Below are 20,793 nucleotides of genomic sequence, written 5' to 3'. Positions count from 1 at the left end.
AATTAAATGTTGGAGATTTGTTGTAAGACTTTACCGTTACTGTACTGATACGTCAGGTAGCAGAGCTTACCACTCTTGTTCAAGTAACTAATCTGCCAGGCTGGCTTGCCGTTGAATAGGCTGAGGGCCGCGGAAAGTACCTTCTTGGGGTTGTGTTGCCACACCTTCTGTAGCGCCGCATTGCGGGAAAGACCGTCGCTTTGTTTCAGCACCGTAACGTTAGTCCCTGACTTCGGCACGATGGCGTAGACGGCCTGCTTGGCCTTGTTCTTTCCCGCAACCGTGTAGTAGGTCGTATCGAGATTGGTCCAGTAGAACCCGCTGGTGCTGGTCAGATGGCCAGACTTTTTAGCGACCGACTCGGCCCGCGTTTGGTCTTGGCTGAGGGGCTTCGTGGCCTTGTTGATCACGTAGCCCGCGCTCAGCAACAGCACCAAGATGACGACCAAGACACTGAGTAATACCCAGTGGTGCGGTCGCTGGCGCCGTTGATATTGTTGTCTCATCAATTTCCCATCGTACTCCCTTGTCAGAATTCAATCTTTCCCAATTATATCAAACTTCCGGTGGTGTCTGGGGTTTGGCCGGGCTTTTTTCGAAAAAATTAACTAAACCTTGGGAAATCGCCGTCACGTCGCCAGTCGTTCGTGGTAAGTCAGCTGGCAAAGCGCGGAGAATACTTTGACCGTAGTGGCGTTCAATCAGCCGCTGATCTAGGATCACAATCGCCCCGTGATCCGTGGGCGTCCGAATCAGGCGACCCACACCCTGACGAAGCTTCAAGGTCGCCGCCGGTAGCGCCGCGTTGTAGAACGGATTCTTTCCGGCGGCCTCCAAACGGGCGTAGTCGGCCTTGACGAAGACCCGATCCGGCGAATCAAACGGCAGCCGGGTCACGATCAGTAGTTCCAGCTGTTCGGCTGGCAGATCAATGCCCTCCCAGAAGCTCGCGGCGCCCAGTAAGATGGCGCCGTGACTGGTCGCAAAGCGTTTGGCAATCCGTTCACGACTGCCGCTAATTCCCTGCGCAAAGATCTCACGCTGGGCAAATTCCGGCTGAGTCACCAACTGCTGATAGACCTGTTCGATGACGCTCAATGAATTAAAGAGAATCAACGTCTGTTTATCGACGGCCCCAGCAATCTGCGTAATCGCGGCGGTCAAGTACACCACGTAGTCGCTCGGCGTCACCCGGTTCAACTCCGGACCGGAATCCGCGATGAACAACCGGGATTGCTGGGCGTAGTCGAAGCTCGAGCGCATCCGGTGGGTCACCGTGTCATTGCGGTCCAGGTCGAACTGGTCCAGGACATACTGCGAGCGGCCGGAGGAGAAGAGCGTGGCCCCCGTCAATAGGACCGGCTGGAAATGCGTGTAGATTTGCCGGCGCAAGAAGCCCTCCGTGGCCAATAAGCCACTGGCAAACTGTAGACTGTTGCGGTCACCCACGTGGTTAATCGTGACCCAGAACAGGCTAGCCGTATGGGTCTTGGTCACCTGAGCGAAGATATCTTGTAACTGCGAGACGTCGTCGTCAAACTGATGAATCCGCGTGTCGACTTGGGCAAAAAGGTGCTGCTCGGACGCCGAGAAGCGAGCCTGCTGACGATCGAAGCTCTGTCGCAGGGCCCCCAATTCCGCCAATAATGCCGTCGTGTCATCGACCATGGTCGCCACGAGTGGATCCGTTTGGGGCCGTAGCGCATCGAGTGCCTCGGTGGGAATTAATTTTTCAATCGTCTGATTCTGGTTATTTCCCCGCTGCCGTGCTAAGAAGGCCAAGAATAATTGATTGACGATCTGATTCAGCGTCGTTTCAAGTTCTTCGCTGAGTCGGACCATCCGGTGTAAGGTGTTGGTGGCCTGGGTGTCACCCACGAAGAGTGCCAAGAGACTCGGCCCAATCTCACGGTTGATGTCGCGCTGCACGTGATGTAAAGCGTTGGTCAACTGGGCAAACTTCACCTGCGTCCGCCGTTGCCGGAGGGTACTTTCGGCCAAGTGCTGCGCCTCATCAATGACGAGGTACGGCCGATTCAGGCGCTCACCCAGATCTTGGGCGTGCTCACTCAGATAGGCGTGATTGACAATAATCACCTGGGCTTGGGCCATGCGTTGGTCTCGACGGCGCAAGAAGTCATCGTCATAGAAGGGATTATCGGTCTGCGTCGTCCCGTCGTGAACCACCTCTTGGAAGTACGGGGCACGGTAGGTTGCCAGATGCAGTTCATCCAGGTCCCCGGTCGTGGTCATGGTCAGCCACACCAGGAGCCGGAGTTTCAGTAACTGCGTTTGCTTAGAACTTTCGGCGACCTTTAACGTGGCCGCAAATTTTTGCAAATCCAGGTAGTGGCGACTGCCCTTGACCAGAATCGCATTAATCTGAAATGGCACGATCTGATTCAACAGCGGCAACGTTTGGTCTAGGAGCTGTTCCTGTAACAGCGTCGTCGCGGTGCTAATCACCACGGCACGCCCCTGTTGATTCAGATACGCCATCGGCAACAGGTACCCCAGACTCTTCCCAATCCCGGTCGGCGCCTCCACGATCATCTGTTTCACGGGATGCTGATCACTGGCCGCGTAGTTGTTATAAATATAATTCATCATCTTGGCCTGTTCCGGCCGCCATTCCAAGTTGTCCGGCATCAGCTTTTGCTTTTGTTTCTTCGTCTTGGGATACTTTGAGGGTTCGGCCAGCGTCGTTGCGGCCAATGCTGGTGTCCGGCGCAGAGCCAGTCCGTTCTTCACGTACAAATAATCCGGCAGTTTGCGCGGCTTGGCCGTGTTGAGTCGCAAGGCCACGTCAAAAAGGGCCGCCGTTTGGAGCGGTAGTTCTGGATGCAAGTCGATCATCTGTTGCAGTGTCACCAGCGGTAAGGCTCGCAGTCGCCGGAAGAGAAAGATGAAGAGCTCCGCCGTGGCGCTCGCGTCACTATCCGCCGAATGGGGACTGTCGTGTTCAATGTTAAAGAGACTACTCAGATCGCGTAGCCGGAAGCTCGCGGCCGTGGGTAAGAGGATCTGGCTTAACGACACCGTATCGAGGCCCTCGATGGTCAGTTCCGGATACCCCACCCGGGCAAACTCCGCGTTGATAAAGGGTAAATCAAAATTGACGTTGTGCGCCACAAAAACTGTGTTGCTCAACTGACTGTACAAGGTCGCTGCCACGTCATCAAAGAGCGGCGCGTGCCGGACCCGTTTATTTGTAATACCGGTTAACCGCGAAATACCAGCGGGAATCTCTCGTAGCGGATTCACATCGGTTTCGAAGTGATTAATAATTTTGTTGTGCTGGACGAAGACGCACCCGATCTGGATAATGCGGTCGCCATCTGTCACACTGGTCCCGGTAGTTTCAATATCGACCACCGCGTAAACCGTGTCTTTATCCATAATTTGCTCACCAATTTCTGCACGATTGCGTTAATAACTGGCACTATGATACACCACTTAGGCGGCCGGCGCTACCACCAAAGCTCTTGGACCTTGGCCGTGAATTGACCCCAGGGAACTTACGCCGTTTCACCACTGAAATCGGCCAGTCTGTTGACTGAGCGACTGACCCCTGGGTACCCCCATCATTTGGCTGATGATTGTTCAGTTTTTAGCTAAACGGACGGTGAATCTCCGACACCAACAACTGCGCGACTGGCCACTCGTTTACCCCTTATTTGGTAAGCCCTATCCGTGGTTGTTCCGCGACGTCTTTCTGGGGAAAAACCGGTTTTTCCGCCAAACTTTCTATAGAAAGGGTTAATTTTTAGGAGAATCACGAATTTTAGTTAGCAAAACTAGCGCAATGAGAATCAGTAGAGTATGATATTCTGGTAGGAAATTTAACGAAGAAAGTGAGCGAGCAACCTTGGGTAAAACGGTAAGCGGACAAAGTAATGCCAAAATCATACTGATTGGTGATCACAGCGTGGTGTACGGTCAGCCAGCAATCGCCTTACCTTTGCCGTCGGTCACCACCAACGTCGTTATGACGGCGACCAGCGAAGGCCAGCACCTCAGCAGTCGGTATTTTGACGGTCCCATCGACCAACTGGGTCAGAACCTGGCGGGCGTGGCCAAGTTGATTGACACGTTGCTCACCCGTTTCGATGGCCACGATGTTCCGTTTGACATGGCCATCACCAGCGCCCTCCCCGCCGAACGGGGAATGGGCTCTTCGGCGGCGGTCGCCGTGGCAATCACCCGGGCGATGTACGCTTTTTTTGACCGGCCATTGAACCGCGACTTACTGCTCGCTACTGCCGAAATTGCCGAAAAGATTACGCATGGCAACCCCAGCGGCATCGACGCCGCCACCGTCAGTTCCGACGTCCCCATTTGGTTCGTTCCGCATCAGGAGACCACCCAGATTCCCTTTGCCTTACAGGGTTATCTGGTCATCGCCGATAGCGGCATCAAGGGCCAGACGGGAAAGGCCGTGGCCGCAGTCGCACGGCGCAAGACGACGATGCCGACCGAAACGGAGCAGGAGATTCACACCCTCGGTCAGTTGAGTACGGCCGCCCGCAGCGCCCTGGCCAAGCCCGATCTCAACCGATTGGGTGCCATCATCAGTGAGGCCCAGACGCAATTACACGGATTGGGTGTCAGCTCGCCCGAACTGGACCGGTTGATTCACGTTGCCACGACCAACGGCGCGCTTGGCGCCAAATTAACCGGTGGCGGGATGGGCGGCTGTCTGATTGCCCTATGTCCGGATAAAACCACGACTCAACGCGTACAAGCCAGTCTCATCACGGCCGGTGCCACGGCAACGTGGATCGAAGCCTTTAACCTAGAGGAGGAACACCAATGAACGCAGCGGTAACCGCAAGAGCACACACCAACATTGCGCTCGTTAAATATTGGGGCAAGGCCGATACCGACCTGATCATCCCCCAAACGGGCAGCCTGTCCCTCACCTTGGACCAGTTTTACACGGACACCACGGTCGAATTCGACACCGGCCTGACCACCGATGAGGTCACCGTCAACGGCAAGCATCTCACCGTGAAACAGGTCAGTAAAGTACATAGCTTCTTAAACCTGGTGCGCCAGCAGTCGTCGCGCACCTCTTTTGCGCGAGTAACGTCCGTGAATCACGTGCCGACCGCGGCGGGATTGGCGTCCTCGGCCTCCGCTTTTGCGGCGTTAGCCGGTGCGGCCAGTCGTGCGGCTGGTTTAACCCTCGATCGCACGGCCCTGTCACGCTTGGCCCGTCGCGGTTCGGGGTCGGCAACACGGTCGATCTTCGGCGGCTTCGTCGAATGGCACGCGGGACACGACGACCTCAGTTCGTACGGCGTCCCGTTTCAGGAAAATGTCGACTGGCCCATCGCCGTGATTGCATTGGTTTTGGACCCCAAGCGTAAGAAGGTCAGCTCGCGTCAAGGCATGCAGAACAGCGTCAACACGTCGCCGTTCTACCCCGCCTGGAAGCAGATTGTGGCCGATGATCTGGCCGCCATCAAGCCGGCGATTCTTGCCCAGGACTTTACGACCGTGGGCGAGACGCTGGAATCCAACGCCATGCGCATGCACGCGCTCACGCTGAGTGCCTGGCCACCCTATAGCTACTTCAACGGTGACACCCTGGCGGCCATGCAAACGGTCAAAGCCCTGCGTGATAGCGGCGTGGCCTGCTACTACACCTTGGACGCCGGTCCTAACCTGAAGGTCTTTTGCCAGGCTGCCGACGTGCCGGTCATTCAAGACCGCTTCGCCCAGCAGTTTGGCGCGGACAACGTCATCGTTGCCCACCCGGGACCGGGCATTCAATTTCTGGATTGACTGGCACTGGCTGTTTCTTCCAGTTTTATCCGTATAAAACGACTAATTCTAGCACCATATAAACCTATTAACTGTTACAGAAGGGACCTGATTTTTTGATTTCCGCGCAAGCACCCGGAAAACTCTACATTGCTGGCGAATACGCCGTGGTTGAACCGGGCTATCCGGCAATTATCGTTGCCTTGAACCAGTTCGTCACCGTGACCATCACGCCGAGCCATGACTACGGCCGAATCGCCTCCAAACAATACCAAGAGAACTCTCTTTACTGGCAACGCCAGGGAAGCGAGCTCGTTTTTGACAATCGGGATAATCCCTTTCACTACATCTTATCGGCCATTCGATTGACCGAACAGTACGCCCAATCGCTGGGCAAGCCTCTAGCCATCTATCACTTGAACGTCAACAGTGATCTGGACAGTGCCGATGGCAAGAAGTACGGCCTAGGTTCTTCAGCCGCCGTTACCGTGGCGACCGTCAAGGCCCTGTGCCAATTCTACGACATCGAAATGCCTAAGGACCGGCTCTTCAAGCTGGCCGCTATCGCCCACTTGGACGTTCAAGGCAACGGTTCTCTGGGGGACATCGCCGCATCCGTTTACGGGGGCTGGATCGCCTACCAAGCGTTTGACCGTGATTGGTTAGCCTCCGCTCGCCGTGAGATTAGCCTGACCGACCTGCTCCAAATGGACTGGCCCGGTCTACAAATCGAACTGCTGACGCCACCGGAATCTCTGCGCCTCATGATTGGCTGGACCGGGACCCCCGCCTCCACGTCACATTTGGTGGACAAGGTGGCCCTGTTCAAGGCAACCCGGCGCGAAGATTACCACGCCTTCCTAAGAGAAAGTAAGGCCTGCCTGCAACGCATGATTGAGGGCTTCCACACCCAAGATCTCACCGCCATCCAGACCGAGATCGGCATTAACCGACAGTTGCTGAACCAACTTGCCAACCTGAGCCACGTCACCATCGAAACCAAGCTGCTCAAGACCATGTGCGACATCGCCGTGCATATCGGGGGCGCCGCCAAGTCTTCCGGTGCCGGTGGCGGTGACTGCGGGATCGTGATTATCAACGCGGCGAAGGATCTCGCCAGCCTACTCAAAGAATGGGAACATCGGGGCATCGAACCTCTCAAATTAAACGTCCATCACGTGATTGAATAAAGGAGACCGCTATGGCAGAACTCTCACGGCACGCCCACCGGAAGGATGAACACCTTTCGCTGGCTGAAAAATTCTATCAACCCACCGCAACGAGTCAATTTGACCAGCTGCGTTTCATTCACCAAGGTCTCCCTGAGATGGCCTATGCCGATGTGGACCTTCACACGCAACTAGGACCGCTGACGCTACCAGTGCCGTTAATGATTGAAGCCATGACCGGCGGCAGTCCACGAACGGGCAAGGTTAACGCCATGCTCGGGCGGATTGCGGCGGCCACGGGGATGCCCGTGGCCAGTGGATCGCAGAGCATTGCGTTAAAAGACGCCAGTGCGGCGCCCACCTTCACCGTTCTCCGGGAAAATAATCCGGACGGTCTCGTTTTTGCTAACGTCGGTGCCGGTCATTCCGTGGCTCAGGCCCGCGCGGCGGTTGAGATGTTGGCCGCCGACGCTCTGGAGATTCACATCAACGCCGCTCAGGAACTGGTGATGCCCGAGGGGGACCGCGCCTTCCACTGGCTGGACGAGATTGGAGAAATTGTGGCCGCCCTCGACGTCCCGGTAATCGTTAAGGAAGTCGGTTTTGGCATGGCTCACGAAACGTTGACCCAGTTGGCCAGCGTGGGCGTGCAATACGTGGACCTCGGTGGCCGTGGCGGCACGAATTTTGCCCAAATTGAAAACTTCCGCCGCCCGGAAAAGGAACTCGACTACCTGGCTGGCTGGGGTCAGTCGACCGTTGAATCGCTGTTCGAAGCGCGGCAGGTTCCAGAGCTCACCGCCATTGCGACCGGTGGCGTTCGCCAGCCTCTCGATGCGGCCAAAGCCTTGGCCTTAGGGGCAACCGTCGTCGGCAGTGCCGGCCGGATTCTGCATAGCCTCATCAAGACGGACGAGGCCACGACAATCCAGATGCTCTTGGATTGGCAAACCGGTCTGAAAACGATTATGACGTTACTTGGTACCCGCAATTTGGCGGCACTCCGCGAAAAACAGCTCCTATTATCACCCGAATTAGAAAATTATTGCCGACAACGCGACTTAACGAAATAACGCTTTTTGCCCCCCACAAAAAGCTAAAACTCCCCGGTGACGATCACGCTGATTGTAAACATCAGTATGGTCGCCCACCGGGGAGTCTTTTTGATGATGTATTAAATGACTAAAGATTGAAAGTTCGCAAGCATGCTCCAATCCCCAGCTGACAAAACTTACCGCCATTAACCTAGTTATCAACACCATCTGCGGCTGCCAGAGATTCCGGTTACGATGGTTGAAAACTACTGAACGTGCGATGACATCGCTGGAGTGACCACGTTCGGCTAGCTTAGACACCTCATGTAGCCGTGAGTGAGTTAAATTCGGTCTCAGCCGTGGGAGTTTCCAAGTGTTCTGCTTGGAAACTGGCGTCTTTGAGACGCGGGCTTTCGGCTCAAAGCGAGGGAAAAGACCGTTTCTCAGGCTTGGCCCGTCCTGCCCACCGCGTTCCAGACCAAATTTGGCGAACGGTAAGGCGGCCAGTACGCGATCAGTTAAATGATGGTATCCGTATCGTAGACCGTGAAGCGTAGGCCCTTGGGGAAGAAATTCTTTACCGTGGTGCCTACCACCTTACCAAAGCCCACGGGTTGGTCCGCACAGGTAAGCAGATACCAGCCTTTCTGCGGTGCCGTCTCCAACGTGAAGGTCTCGCCATGAACCCACGCCCGCCACTGGTTACGCGTGATGGTCAGGGTCTGCTTGACCGTCTGGGGGTCACTGGCCAGAGCCAAGGCATAGGCCGGTTCAAACCGGTTCTTCTTGAAGGTTCCCAGATGTAACCCCGGCCGGAACACGTGGCATTTCTTCAGGTTCGGTAGGTCGGCGGGCACGGCGAAGAGTTGATCCTTCACGGTGACCAGTTGCGCAACGTCCGTGGTGCCCAGAACTTGTTGCGCAAAGGCCTGCCACAACTTACGCTGGTCACCAGTCAACGGCGTACCTAGCTTGGCTTGCCCGTGAATGGCGGAAGCCTCGCCCCCGTCGCGTTCCAACTTAGCAACAAAGTGGCCCTCGCCGTTCATCAGATGAGGGAACAGGCGCGCCGCCTTCTTCAATTCAGGATTGCCGTTGGCCCAGTCTGGTCGGGCATCCACGACACCTCCGACCTTTTGGATCGGCACCAGATGGAATTCGGGGAAGTTCTCGAGTACCCACGCCATCATCTGTTCGTCTTCCTCGGGGGCAAAGGTGCAGGTTGAATAGATGAGTTGACCGCCCGGCTTGACCATCTTCAAGGCTTCCGTCATGATCTCGCGTTGACGCGTGGCACACTCCTGAACGTAATCCAGGGACCAGTACGACATGGCGTCGGGGTCCTTACGGAACATCCCCTCGCCAGAACACGGCGCGTCGACCAAGACCTTGTCAAAATAATCCGGGAAGACCGGGCTGAGGCGATCCGGCGATTCATTTAAGATGACCGCCGACTTCACCCCAAAGCGTTCGACGTTTTCCGCCAGCACCTTAACCCGTTTGCGATTAATCTCGTTGGTCACCAGTAGCCCGGTGCCGTGGAGATAACTGGCCAAATGCGTGGTCTTGCCCCCGGGGGCCGCACAGAGGTCGAGTACCTTATCGCCGGGTTGTGGGGCGGCCGTGGCGCCGACAAACATGGCGCTGGGTTCTTGACTGTAGACGGCGCCGCTCTGGTGCGCCAACGTCCGCCCACCAACCGTGCCGAAGTGGCCCAGTGGCTCATACGAAACAGCCGGTGTTGCCGTCAGTTCGGCCGCCAAATGATGGTGGGTCGGATTGACCCGATAGCCACTGAGACTCGGCGCGTCAAAGCTGGACAAAAAATCAGCCGCCTCGTCCCCCAGTAATCGCTGATATTTCGTGATAAAGTCTTCAGGTAAATTCACCGTTATGCCTCCATTTTGTAAGTTACAATTAGCATGATTGCTATATACATAATCCCATTTAGTTGCTTTCACTTTGCCTATTATACCCGTTTCTCGGGTCGAGCACTACCCCGCCGCTGGGTGAAATGGGTGCAACTAACCAGAAACTATGTTAAATTGAAAGGGTTACTTTATTTCAAAATTGCGAGGTGTTCTCTGTTGGAACGAAAACTCATTGCCATCGACTTGGATGGCACCACTTTAAATGCGGACGCCAAGATTTCGGCTAAGACGAAGGCCGTTTTAACTCAGGCCCGCGAAGCCGGTCACATCGTCAGTATTGTAACGGGCCGGCCGAACCGCATCTCGGCAAACTTTTACGATGAACTCAATCTGGATGGTCCCATGATTAACTTTAATGGAAGTCTGGGCCATATCCCCCACCAGCAGTGGCAGGGGGAATACCAGTATACCTTTAACAAGGAGATTGCCTTTGACCTGCTCGCCCACCGCGAGGAACTCGGCATCAATATGATTGCGGCCGAGGGGAAGAATCTTTTTCTGGCCGTTCGACAACACCCGGTGGAGGTCGGCTTCTTCCCCACGGTGCTTCAGTCCAATGAGATTCTGAACCAGAAGACGCTGCGCGAAAACCCCACTAGTCTGACGGTCGCCGTCGATCGCAATCATCAGGAGCACCTATTAAGCTATCTGCGACACAACTTTAGTGATGTGATCGACGCGGCACCGTGGGGCGGTCCCAACGCCGTGGTCGAACTCGGCGTAAAGGGTGTGCAGAAGGCCACTGGGGTGGAAGTTCTGGCTCACCACTACCACGTGGAACGCCAGAACATCATTGCCTTTGGCGACGAACACAACGATGCCGCCATGATCGACTACGCGGGTTGGGGGGTGGCCATGCAAAATGCCACGACACCAATCAAACAACTCGCTAACGACATGACCACGCTGGACAACGACCACGATGGTTTGGCCGTTTACCTACAGAATTATTTAAAATTGGCCGAATAAATTGTTCTAAAAAATCAGCGTCAAGCAATGATTTCGATTGCTCGGTGCTGATTTTTTGTATGCATTACTGACAGAGACTGTCTCCTTAGAATACCATCTATGCACCTTACTGTTCGCCAAATTTGGTCCGGGGCGTGGTGAGAAGAACGGACACCATTTGGAAAACCCCAAATGTCAGCAAGTACAACTAAGCAGTAATAACCACTAATAACCACGCCTCTAGCCAGCCGAGAACCAGTCGCCATTATTCCGCCAAGTATGCCGTTATCAACTTCTGATAGAGTGTCGTAAAGTCCAAATACATCTGCTGATCCACGTACTCATCGACCTGGTGAGCCGTCTCGTTACCGGGACCAAAGACGATGAACGGATAGTTGTGTCCCTTACCCTTCAGGAGATTCGATGCGTCCGTCACGGCTGGCAAAGCCAACTTAGGAATTGGTTCGCCCGCATAGCCGGCACCGATTGCCGCGGCCAGATTACTCAAGTCGTTGTCCTTGGGCTCCTCGACTGGCGACTGCGACATGTAAATATCCATCGTGACGTGGCCACCCTGTTCATTGACCTGAGTGACCAACTGCTGAAGGACCTGCGTAACGGTCGCGTTGTCGAATTCAGGAATCGTTCGAATGTTCATTTCCGCCGTCGCCGTTGCCGGAATCGAGTTGACCTGATTGCCCCCATTAAAGACCGTCGTGTTAAAGGTTAGTGCGCCCAATGCGGCGTTAACCCGATCGGTCTTGCGAAAGGCTTCATTGGCCTGACTCAGTAGTGATAGCAGCGGATCGATGGCGTTTTGACCCAGTTCGGGCATTGAACTATGCGCTGCCTTCCCCTGTGAGGTTAACTTCACGTCCATCGACCCCTTGTGCGCAGAGAAGATGCGGTAGCCGGTCGGTTCGCCAATCAGTAACGCATCGACATCGGTCATCGCGCCATCCTCATAGAAGGCCGCGGACCCGGTCTCACCGACTTCTTCGCCCACGGTCGCCATCAGTCGAATGGTGCCATGCGTGGGCTTGCCGGCCGCATGCAGTTCAATCATGGCGATGACGAGTGCGGCCAGCCCCGCCTTCATGTCGGTAATTCCCCGACCGTAGAGTTTCCCACCGCGGGCCGTCAGCTTAAACGGATCGCTCTGCCAAGCCGCCGGGTCGCCGGGAGATACGACGTCCATGTGACCAGAAACACCCAGTACGGGGTGTCCGCTTCCAATCTCGGCCACTAGATTGGCCCGCGATTCACTTAATGGGCGTAACTGCGCGTGAATGTCGTGATCCGCCAACACTTGCTGCAGGTAGGTAGCCACCTGCGTCTCGTGATCATTGACCGACTGAATTGCGACGAGATCCTCAAGAATCTGTAATTTCTGTTTATCCGTAAACACTGCCATCGCTGATTCCTCCTTAATTACCTAAATTGTAACGCAAGTAATCTGTAAACACATGGATTTACTTTCTGTGCAGTAGTGTGGATTGACCGGTTATTTATGCTGATACTCTTACTAATGTAAAATGAGGAGATTTTGTGGCATACTTTTTGAAAAAATATGGTTGTGTACTGCAATAAGCTGATTCTATAGGATTTGAACAATTCATTTTCGCAGAATATGCCACCAGCTCTAGCCAATTGCCCTGACTGTTCCACTTCTAAACATATTTTTTTCTGAATTTCGATTAAATGTTATATACAAAAAGCCATTTCAAAGGAAATACAATCCTTTGAAATGGCATCGAATTACCCTTGGTTTTCCGTCATAAACCAACTGAAATCAGCATATGATTCTCGTCGATACGCATCCCAGGTACCGATTCCCACCATGAGACCAGTAAACCCGTCAATATCTTCATCAGATAGATAACTGATATCCACGGGCTGACCAACCGGTGCCCATTTAGCATTGACATTCTCACGCCAGGTAAACTGGGCCTGATCATCATTGGTTGTTACTCGTAGTTCAGCAGCAGAACTAGCAACTGGAATCTTTACGGGTTCCAGCTCAGTTCTCTCACCGTTTTTAGCTTGAACGACATCCAAAACCGTTTGATCATTAATTTCATCATAGCTCAACCGTTCAAACAACCAGTTGTGGTTGTCATAATACAACACCAGTCCCGCAGATTGCGAGAAATGAATTGGCTTAAATTTCACACTAGTTGTAGCTGTCTCATGAAAACTCGTCACGGCAGTAGCCATCAACGACACGTCCATCCGAGAAAAGAACGACTGCCGTCCTCGCATACGTAGGCCTTGATTGTTCAAATTAATCCAGTCCTTGGTTGGCCGACTGTACGGCGTTAGCCAATGTGGATCTAGCTGTGGTTGCCCAAAATCATCGACCAAATTAAAGAGGCGTTGCTCATGGTCAAGTTCAATGCCGCTCATTCCTGGCGTCGTCGCCTTGGCTAAATTACTGCCATCAGCCATTCGTAACCAGCCATCGGCCGTCCAAACCATCTTCTGAATTGACGTTTCACGACCAAGAATAGAGTGTAGACCTGGCAATGGCCGGGCCGATAAATGTGCAATGTACCATTCGCCAGTCTGTGTCGACACGAGTGACCCGTGTCCGGCCTTTTGTAACGGTGCATCTGGGTTATACAAGTCTGGACGACTGGCATCCGGATCATTTCGACGATAATAGTAATACGGCGTTGAAGTAACAATTGGATTCTTAGGATCTGACTCATATGGACCTGCAATCTGCTTGGATCGTTGGAGGACAACTGCATGACCATAGCCAGTACCGCCTTCAGCTGTCATCAAGTAGTAATAGTCTCCATGCTTATACAAATGTGGGGCCTCCTGCGCCCCACGGTCGGTGCCACCCCGCGTGATCCGCACAGGATCGCCAATCAGTTTTTGCTGTTTAGGATCAAATTCCTCCAAAACAATTGCACCAGGATGTTGGTAGCCTAGGCGAGTTTCCCACTCTAAGGTGACTACCCACTTACGCCCATCGTCATCATGGAATAGCGATGGATCAAACCCGATAGAATTCAAGTAGATTGGCTTGCTCCATGGTCCCATAATACTCGTTGCAGACATAGTATAGTTATCAGCGTCAAACATCCGACCGTCCTGATTGTTCATCTTACTATAGGTCATCCAAAAAAGTTTAGTCTGCGCATCGTAGGAAAGATCGGGTGCCCAAATCCCCCCAGGCGTCATAGTGCCGCGAAGGTCCACTTCGGGAACGTCAGCCAATGGATGCGCAATGAGCTCCCAATTAGCTAAATCTTTAGAATGAAAGATTTGAATGCCAGGATTCCAGTGAAACGTTGACGTTGCAATGTAATAATCTTCATCGACACGCAAAATCGATGGATCTGGCGTAAAGCCAGGCAAAATTGGATTCTTGATTTCAGTCATGTTTAAAGTGGCTCCTTTTATAAATCTTTAGGATCAATCCAGTGCTGATCCAAGGCACGACTGGCACTCCAGGAATCCCAGCCATACCAAGCCGGCTCGTTAATCGTGTCAATATTTAACCTGTAAGTCCAAAAGAAGTAACCACTCCCATTGTTCCAAGCACCTATCTGAGCACGCCATAACTTTTGGTAGGCTTGGATCAGAACGTCCTTGTTTAAATGATTGACTTGACCTTTCATTTCTTCTTGAGTTGGATTAATGCCACCCTTGGTATCAATACCAGCGGTGTATGAATTAAATAGTGAAAACTCCCCTGTCACAACCGGAACTTCTTTAGCAACGACCGCAATCTTCTGGCCGAAGTCCTGCATCACTTTAACGTAATTATCAACTGTCTGTGGTGTTCCGGATAACTCAGCCATCATCAGGTATTGATGCGTATCTAACACAACATTTTCAAAGGAATGGTTGGCGAAAAAGTCATGCCAAGCATCAAACTCAAAACCATCATGAAAATAGATAGCCTTATCGACAGGTAAATCTTTTCTTAAAATATTGTAGGCTTTCATGTAAAAGTCATACAGAAAATCCAGCGTAATGGGTGCATTATTTTTAGCCAACTCTGGTTCTCTTGGCTGATAACGCGTTGACATTGACTTAAACATCCCTGCCGTTGCTGGCTCGTTAAGCACTTCAATACCAAGTAGACCGGAACGATGTCCATAGCGTTGCGCTAATCGTTGAAGAACACTTAACGCGAAGTCTACCTCGTGAGGCTGTTGTGCCCAAGTACATACACCAGAAATCCCCCCGTTATCAAAACCGTTCTGACTACCTGGAACTGTATGCAAATCAATTAGAATCTTCAATCCGTATGCTTCTGCCCAGGAGAATGCACGGTCAAGCTCTTCAACACAGCCAATGAAAGGGGCACGATCACCAAAGATAAAGTAAGGAACTGGAATTCTAACGGCATTGAATCCCCGACTGGCAATGTTAATGAAGTCCGCTTCGGTAATAAATTCAGCACGATGCATGTTAATTCGTGTTTCGTACTCGCGAGTTGGCAAGTCCTTAGCCAAATAATACTCATCATCACTGGATACCCCATCAAACAAATGAGGAGACATCCACTTTTCAAGAACGAGCCAGCCACCCAAGTTAACACCCTTAATTTTAGTCATTCTTTTCTCTCCTCCTATTTAACTTTTTTAATACACATAATCATGACACAACCGATAATACAGATGACGGCCATGACTGGAAATATCATTCGATAACCTGCCATTGAGATGACAGCACCGGCCGTAACGGGGCCCATAATCTGGCCAAGAGTGGCCGATAAATTCATGACGCCTAAGTCCTTCGCCGCAGTATTAGGATTAGGTAATACTGCAATGTTCAATGCTTGGTCCACGGCCAAGTAGGCACCATTTCCGATACCAGATAGCACAGCATAGACTAACATTGTCCATGGTGCGGCATCAAAAAACGGAAAGATTCCGGCAATTGCAATCATTAAGGTTGCCAATGCTACAGGCATCTTTAGCCGACCAATTTTATCTGCGAATGGGCCTGAAACCGCACCGAAGACAATCGCCGTGGTCATTAAGATGACAGAGATAATGGCCACCATTCTGGATGTTGTTGATTGATTCAAACGCATATAATCGGTCAAAATGTATAATTGATAACCCGCAATCATATAGGAACCCACCATCATCAAGAACTTACCTAACAAAGCTAAATAGAAATCACGCGCATTTTGAAGTGGGAACGCAAATGAAGCCAGTAACTCCTTACCTTTGAGTGGAACTTTAGGTTCGTCGGCACTTGAAGGCTCCTTAATCAAAAACATCGAAATTATGGTCAAAACTACCTGAACCAGTGCAAAAACCCAGATTCCAATATTAACTTTACCTAGAAATTGTGAGGCAACAACGCCAGAACCATAAGCCCCAATCGACATACCGATACCATAAAATGATGAAACCGTTCCACGAAACTTTGGATCAATAGCGTCGGCAATAATTGCAACCATGGGCGCAACTATCGCATTTAGTGTTAACTGGTACAATGTCCAAGTAACCAATAGAATAGGAATAGTTGGTGACCAGGATAAAACGAAAAACATAATTACGCTACCAATTGTTCCCCCAATAATCCAAGGCTTTCGCTTACCAAACCGCGAGCGGGTTCTGTCAGATAAAGCGCCTTCAATTAAGTTCGCAAACATTGCGACAATCATAGCGATTGCGGCAAAGGTCGCCACCAACTTAACCTTATTGATGGGATCTAACATTCCAATCTTTGCTGGCAACAAGGTCCCGTTCATCCCTGAATACGGTCCCATCCAGCTAACACAACCAATCAATAGTCCCCAGGCTAAACGCTTAGGCATCTTCTTTTTTTCTTGAGTTGGATTCATGACAACATCAGCCATTAAAAAACACTCCTTAATCATTCTGACGAAAAACAGTAAATCTTTCCGATAGCCTACCTAAAATCAACAAAATCCTTCGTCAAGGGTTTATAAAGCGCTTACAAGAACTATTCTATCTGAATTCACGCTATAAAAAAGAGGATAATTCGTATAGAACTATCCCTAATTCGTATGATTCTCTTTTAATCCTTGTATATAATCTCGTGGTGTCTGGCCGAAATGTTTCTTGAATTCTCTGGTGAAGTGGCTGGGTGCCGTATAAGCCAGCTTAGCTGAAACCACATTGACTCGAGCTCGTGGTTGGCTCAACAACTCCTTCGACGTTGCCAATTTGAGCTGAATTAAATATTGTTGCGGTGATTCATGATAATATTTTTGAAAAAGTTTTAGAGCATAGCTTTGAGAGATGTTGTGACTGGCAATAATTTTAGTTATCGAGGGTTGTTGAGGTACTGCCGCATGATAAACTTGATAATCTAGCTGTGCCTTAAGATCACTAGCCAACTGATGGCACAGCATAAACTGATCAACATCAGCCGCTTGTGGTGTGAATTTTCCTGCAGCTTTCAAGTCCTTTACCAACGTCATAATAATATCGATGACTCCAACTTGTAAATCCAGCTGATCCGCTAGATTATAGTCTGGACCAATCATCGCAATCAATTGTTCAGTTTGCCGCCGTAATTGGTCATACAAGGCATCTTGCGGTTGGATTATCCGACCAGCATACTCTCGGATTAAAAGGTATCGAAGTGCTGGATCATCAAGGTTAAAGTGCATACAAAAGTAGGTCATCGTTCGGTGGTCCAATGCCGCATTGGTATGCCGCGTTTCAATTGGGATAATCGTCATCTCGCCAGCCTTTAACACGAGTTCACCAGTCTCCGTAATTGTACGCTGACGCCCCTCAAGGACATACATCAGCTCAAAAGCCGGATGTTCTTCCGCTGGCCACTGCCAATCGGCTGGCACTGTTTCCAAGTGTCCGCCAAATAACGTGAAATGCGTATTAATTACCGGTAAATAATCTATTGCCAAAACACCAGCCCCCTAACAAAAACGACCACCGACCGCTCCGGCCAATGGTCATTCATCATCAATAATTTTGTCTAATCTTCAAAGGCTTGCGTGGCTTTAATGGCCGCTTGCCAACCCTTGTAGCACTTCTCGCGCTTGTCGGCCGCCATCTGCGGCGTAAATTCGTCGCGCAAGGCGTGCATCTTCCGAATGGCGTCCATGTTCGGCCAGAAGCCAACCGCCAAGCCGGCCAGGTAAGCCGCACCCAGCGCCGTCGTTTCGTTGATGGCCGCCCGTTTGATCGGCGTATCCAAGATATCGGCCTGGAACTGCATCAAGAAGTTATTGTTGGCCGCCCCACCATCGACACTCAGCGACTGAATATCCAGTCCGGTCTCGTTGGTCATGGTGTCCACGACATCGCGCGTCTGATACGCAATGGCTTCCACCGTGGCCCGCACAAATTGCTCACGCGTGGTCCCGCGAGTTAGGCCAAAGACGGCCCCCCGCGTTTCCTGGTTCCAGTACGGCGCACCCAGACCGGTAAAGGCCGGCACGACGTAAACGTTCCCGGTCGTCTTGGCGTCAACCGCCATCTTCTCGGAATCTCCGGCATGCTCGAAGAACCGCATCCCATCACGGAGCCACTGCACGGCGGACCCCGCCACGAAGATTGAGCCTTCCAGCGCGTACGTGACCTTATTGTTCAGACCGTATGCAATCGTCGTCAACAGACCATTGTGGGAAAGCGTCGGTTCCTCACCCGTATTCATCACGATGAAGGCCCCGGTGCCGTACGTATTCTTGACCATCCCTTTGTCAAAGGCCGTTTGACCAAACAAGGCCGCCTGCTGGTCTCCGGCAATCCCGGCGATCGGCACTTGTACCCCGGAGAACGTGTAACCCGCGGTGTAACCGTAGATTTCGGAGGATGACCGGACTTCCGGTAGCATTGCGGCCGGAATGTTTAACCAGTTCAAGATGTCATCGTCCCAGACCAGGTCATGAATGTTATATAACATAGTCCGGCTGGCGTTGGTGTAGTCGGTCGCATGAACCCGGCCACCCGTGAGCTTCCAAAGAATCCAGGTATCAATGGTCCCGAAGAGGAGTTCACCACGTTCAGCACGCTCCTGAGCCCCATCAACGTGGTCTAAGATCCAGCGAATCTTGGTGGCTGAGAAGTAGGAATCAATCACCAGACCGGTCTTGTCGTGAATGGCCTCGGTGTACCCGTCGGCCTTCAACTGATCGGCCAGGTCGCTGGTCTGCTTGGATTGCCAAACGACGGCGTGGTAGATCGGTTCGCCCGTCTTCTTGTCCCACACGATCGTGGTTTCCCGCTGGTTGGTGATCCCGATCCCCCGGACCTTGTACGGTTGCACGTCGGAATCAATCAGGGCATCGGAAATAACGGACTGAACCGCGTTCCAGATTTCGTTGGCATCGTGTTCGACCCAACCCGGTTGCGGAAAGTATTGATGAAATTCCCGCTGTGCCTGTCCAGCAATTTGGCCGTGCCGGTCGAATAAAATAGCCCGGGTACTCGTCGTCCCTTCGTCAATTGCCATCATGTATTGTTGATCATTCATTGTCTTAGACTCTCCATTCATTCGTTGTTAGCAACGGCCTAAATCCACCGTGATGTCGCACTTGTCTCTAGTATACCGAAAAGTGTCCGCCGCGCCAAACGTTTTTGCAAATGAAACCGCCACCAAGGCGACTGTATCGGGTTTGGTGGCGGTTTATAAGATTTTGGAAATTCTGATTACTTTTCGTCGCTCTTCAAAACGCCGGCCACGCCGTAACGGTTAGGCTGCATTTCACGCAGAATCACGTGGACGTGTTCGGCTGGGGCACCAGTATTCTTGGTGACCGCCGTCGTTACGTCTTGGACCAAGGCCTTGAGCTGGTCTTGTGAACGACCGGCAATCAAATCAATGTTAACAATTGGCATTTTTTTCGTTCCCTTCTCTTTATGGATATGGCTATTATACCGGTAACCACGCGCAATGGCAATTACTGGCCTACTTTTTCCCCGTCTCCTCGCGCAACTTCAACTGTTCCGTCTCATTATAGAAGTTCCCCTCAATATCGACCGTGTTCACCAGGTTGACAAAGGCGCTGGGATCGACTTCCTTGACCGCGTGCTCCAATGCATAAAGTTCATACCGCGAAATAACTGTCATCAGAACCGTACTTGATTGGCGGGTGTAGGCCCCAAAGGAAGGAATCACCGTAATTCCCCGGATAAGCGTCTTATTCAGCTCCGCAATCACCACGTCCTGCTGGGCCGTCACGATAAAGGCGGTCAGCTTTTGATGCCGCGTGTGAATACTGTCGACCACTCGCGACATTGCATAAATGGAAATAATTGTGTATAGCGCACTCTCCCAGCCAAACAGGAACCCCGCCACAATCACGATACCAAAGTTAATCATCATCATGAGCGTGCCAATCGTCCGCCCCGTGGTCTTCTCCAACACCACGGCGACGATGTCCATCCCCCCAGTCGAAAAACCATTCTTTAAGGGATAAGCCACACCCACACCGGTTAGAATGCCCCCGAATAACGCCGCCAGCAGCGCGTTATTGGAGATATTGTTGACCGGCACCACAATCGCCAGAATCGAAGTCAGAATCGCCACCATGATCGAATAGATGGTAAACCCACGGCCCACCTTGAACCAGCCCAGCAGACCAATGGGGATGTTAAAGAGGAGGATAAACCATCCGGTGCTCAGATGAATGCCACCGGCCGCCAACAGGGTCGCGATAATCTGAGAAATCCCGTTGATCCCCGCACTGAAAATCTTACCGGGAACTAAGAATTCATTTAATGCAACCGCCGTAATTATGGCCGAACCCACTAAAATTAAGAGGTGTTTCCCCACTTCACGTCGCTTATTTTCTACCATCATGCCTCTGCCCACACCTTTCCGTCGTCAGTCGTTTTCACTATTTAACCACAACTCCTGCGACTTAGCCAGTCCAACCACAGCCAGTCTGACAGCTTTTTCGGCCCTGAACGATTGCGATCCGCAGTGCATTCGTAATCATAAAATTGTATAAATATTTATTGTGATGAG

16 protein-coding genes are annotated in these 20,793 nt (G+C 51.9%); 5 read left to right on the top strand and 11 right to left on the bottom strand.

The window, feature by feature from the left end; all coding sequences use genetic code 11:
• Positions 1-2: 2 nt before the first annotated feature.
• On the bottom strand, positions 3-506 hold the full coding sequence (locus KB236_03480; protein ID UIF30279.1) for a DUF5590 domain-containing protein: 504 nt from the start codon (positions 504-506) through the stop codon (positions 3-5).
• A 49-nt stretch (positions 507-555) separates the two neighbouring features.
• Positions 556-3,399 (bottom strand): DEAD/DEAH box helicase, encoded by a 2,844-nt coding sequence (locus KB236_03475; GenBank protein UIF29810.1) that lies wholly within the window; start codon positions 3,397-3,399, stop codon positions 556-558.
• 469 nt (positions 3,400-3,868) lie between these two features.
• On the opposite strand from KB236_03475, the gene mvk reads away from it, so the two are divergent.
• The 4 genes from mvk (at position 3,869) to fni (ending at position 8,011) form a co-directional block, all read left to right on the top strand.
• Complete coding sequence (mvk, locus tag KB236_03470) at positions 3,869-4,816, top strand: mevalonate kinase (protein ID UIF29809.1); 948 nt, start codon at positions 3,869-3,871, stop codon at positions 4,814-4,816.
• A complete protein-coding gene (gene mvaD, locus KB236_03465; GenBank protein ID UIF29808.1) occupies positions 4,813-5,790 on the top strand; it encodes a diphosphomevalonate decarboxylase in 978 nt (325 codons plus the stop codon). Before mvk ends, mvaD begins: the two co-directional genes overlap by 4 nt.
• 95 nt (positions 5,791-5,885) lie before the next feature.
• Complete coding sequence (locus KB236_03460; protein ID UIF29807.1) at positions 5,886-6,959, top strand: phosphomevalonate kinase; 1,074 nt, start codon at positions 5,886-5,888, stop codon at positions 6,957-6,959.
• 11 nt (positions 6,960-6,970) lie between these two features.
• A complete protein-coding gene (gene fni / locus KB236_03455; GenBank protein ID UIF29806.1) occupies positions 6,971-8,011 on the top strand; it encodes a type 2 isopentenyl-diphosphate Delta-isomerase in 1,041 nt (346 codons plus the stop codon).
• Positions 8,012-8,490: 479 nt separating this feature from the next.
• Here fni and KB236_03450 read toward each other — a convergent pair whose 3' ends face one another.
• Positions 8,491-9,861 carry an RsmF rRNA methyltransferase first C-terminal domain-containing protein gene (locus tag KB236_03450; GenBank protein ID UIF29805.1) on the bottom strand — a complete coding sequence of 457 codons (1,371 nt, stop codon included), beginning with the start codon at positions 9,859-9,861 and terminating at the stop codon, positions 8,491-8,493.
• 198 nt (positions 9,862-10,059) lie between these two features.
• Here KB236_03450 and KB236_03445 point away from each other — a divergent pair, with 198 nt between their 5' ends.
• Positions 10,060-10,872, top strand: coding sequence for a Cof-type HAD-IIB family hydrolase (locus tag KB236_03445; protein UIF29804.1), 813 nt, complete (start codon positions 10,060-10,062; stop codon positions 10,870-10,872).
• A gap of 244 nt (positions 10,873-11,116) precedes the next feature.
• Here the strand turns inward: KB236_03445 and KB236_03440 are convergent, their stop codons facing one another.
• The 8 genes from KB236_03440 to KB236_03405 all read right to left on the bottom strand — a co-directional run bounded on the left by KB236_03440 (position 11,117) and on the right by KB236_03405 (position 20,622).
• Positions 11,117-12,265 carry an ArgE/DapE family deacylase gene (locus KB236_03440; protein UIF29803.1) on the bottom strand — a complete coding sequence of 383 codons (1,149 nt, stop codon included), beginning with the start codon at positions 12,263-12,265 and terminating at the stop codon, positions 11,117-11,119.
• A gap of 344 nt (positions 12,266-12,609) precedes the next feature.
• Positions 12,610-14,244, bottom strand: a complete 1,635-nt coding sequence (locus KB236_03435; protein ID UIF29802.1) for a glycoside hydrolase family 43 protein — start codon at positions 14,242-14,244, stop codon at positions 12,610-12,612.
• Positions 14,245-14,261: 17 nt separating this feature from the next.
• Positions 14,262-15,428: a cellulase family glycosylhydrolase gene (locus tag KB236_03430; GenBank protein ID UIF29801.1), complete on the bottom strand. Its 1,167-nt coding sequence runs from the start codon at positions 15,426-15,428 to the stop codon at positions 14,262-14,264.
• A 14-nt stretch (positions 15,429-15,442) separates the two neighbouring features.
• A complete protein-coding gene (locus tag KB236_03425) occupies positions 15,443-16,687 on the bottom strand; it encodes an MFS transporter (protein UIF29800.1) in 1,245 nt (414 codons plus the stop codon).
• A gap of 162 nt (positions 16,688-16,849) precedes the next feature.
• Positions 16,850-17,725, bottom strand: coding sequence for an AraC family transcriptional regulator (locus KB236_03420; protein UIF29799.1), 876 nt, complete (start codon positions 17,723-17,725; stop codon positions 16,850-16,852).
• A gap of 71 nt (positions 17,726-17,796) precedes the next feature.
• Positions 17,797-19,296 (bottom strand): glycerol kinase GlpK, encoded by a 1,500-nt coding sequence (gene glpK, locus KB236_03415; protein ID UIF29798.1) that lies wholly within the window; start codon positions 19,294-19,296, stop codon positions 17,797-17,799.
• Between the two features lie 176 nt (positions 19,297-19,472).
• On the bottom strand, positions 19,473-19,724 hold the full coding sequence (locus KB236_03410) for a 4-oxalocrotonate tautomerase (protein ID UIF30278.1): 252 nt from the start codon (positions 19,722-19,724) through the stop codon (positions 19,473-19,475).
• Between the two features lie 7 nt (positions 19,725-19,731).
• On the bottom strand, positions 19,732-20,622 hold the full coding sequence (locus KB236_03405) for a YitT family protein (protein ID UIF30277.1): 891 nt from the start codon (positions 20,620-20,622) through the stop codon (positions 19,732-19,734).
• Positions 20,623-20,793 lie beyond the last annotated feature (171 nt).

The organism is Levilactobacillus brevis, from assembly GCA_021383565.1.
GTDB lineage: Bacteria > Bacillota > Bacilli > Lactobacillales > Lactobacillaceae > Levilactobacillus > Levilactobacillus brevis_B.
The sequence above is the reverse complement of the archived record's forward strand: the minus strand, read 5'-3'. Positions and strand labels throughout refer to the sequence as shown.

Bases quoted from the DNA above. Each gene is read 5' to 3' on its own strand.
- KB236_03480 (UIF30279.1), bottom strand. From the start codon at position 506: ATGAGACAACAATATCAACGGCGCCAGCGACCGCACCACTGGGTATTA.
- KB236_03475 (UIF29810.1), bottom strand. From the start codon at position 3,399: ATGGATAAAGACACGGTTTACGCGGTGGTCGATATTGAAACTACCGGG.
- mvaD (UIF29808.1), top strand. From the start codon at position 4,813: ATGAACGCAGCGGTAACCGCAAGAGCACACACCAACATTGCGCTCGTT.
- fni (UIF29806.1), top strand. From the start codon at position 6,971: ATGGCAGAACTCTCACGGCACGCCCACCGGAAGGATGAACACCTTTCG.
- KB236_03440 (UIF29803.1), bottom strand. From the start codon at position 12,265: ATGGCAGTGTTTACGGATAAACAGAAATTACAGATTCTTGAGGATCTC.
- KB236_03435 (UIF29802.1), bottom strand. From the start codon at position 14,244: ATGACTGAAATCAAGAATCCAATTTTGCCTGGCTTTACGCCAGATCCA.
- KB236_03430 (UIF29801.1), bottom strand. From the start codon at position 15,428: ATGACTAAAATTAAGGGTGTTAACTTGGGTGGCTGGCTCGTTCTTGAA.
- KB236_03425 (UIF29800.1), bottom strand. From the start codon at position 16,687: ATGGCTGATGTTGTCATGAATCCAACTCAAGAAAAAAAGAAGATGCCT.
- glpK (UIF29798.1), bottom strand. From the start codon at position 19,296: ATGAATGATCAACAATACATGATGGCAATTGACGAAGGGACGACGAGT.
- KB236_03405 (UIF30277.1), bottom strand. From the start codon at position 20,622: ATGGTAGAAAATAAGCGACGTGAAGTGGGGAAACACCTCTTAATTTTA.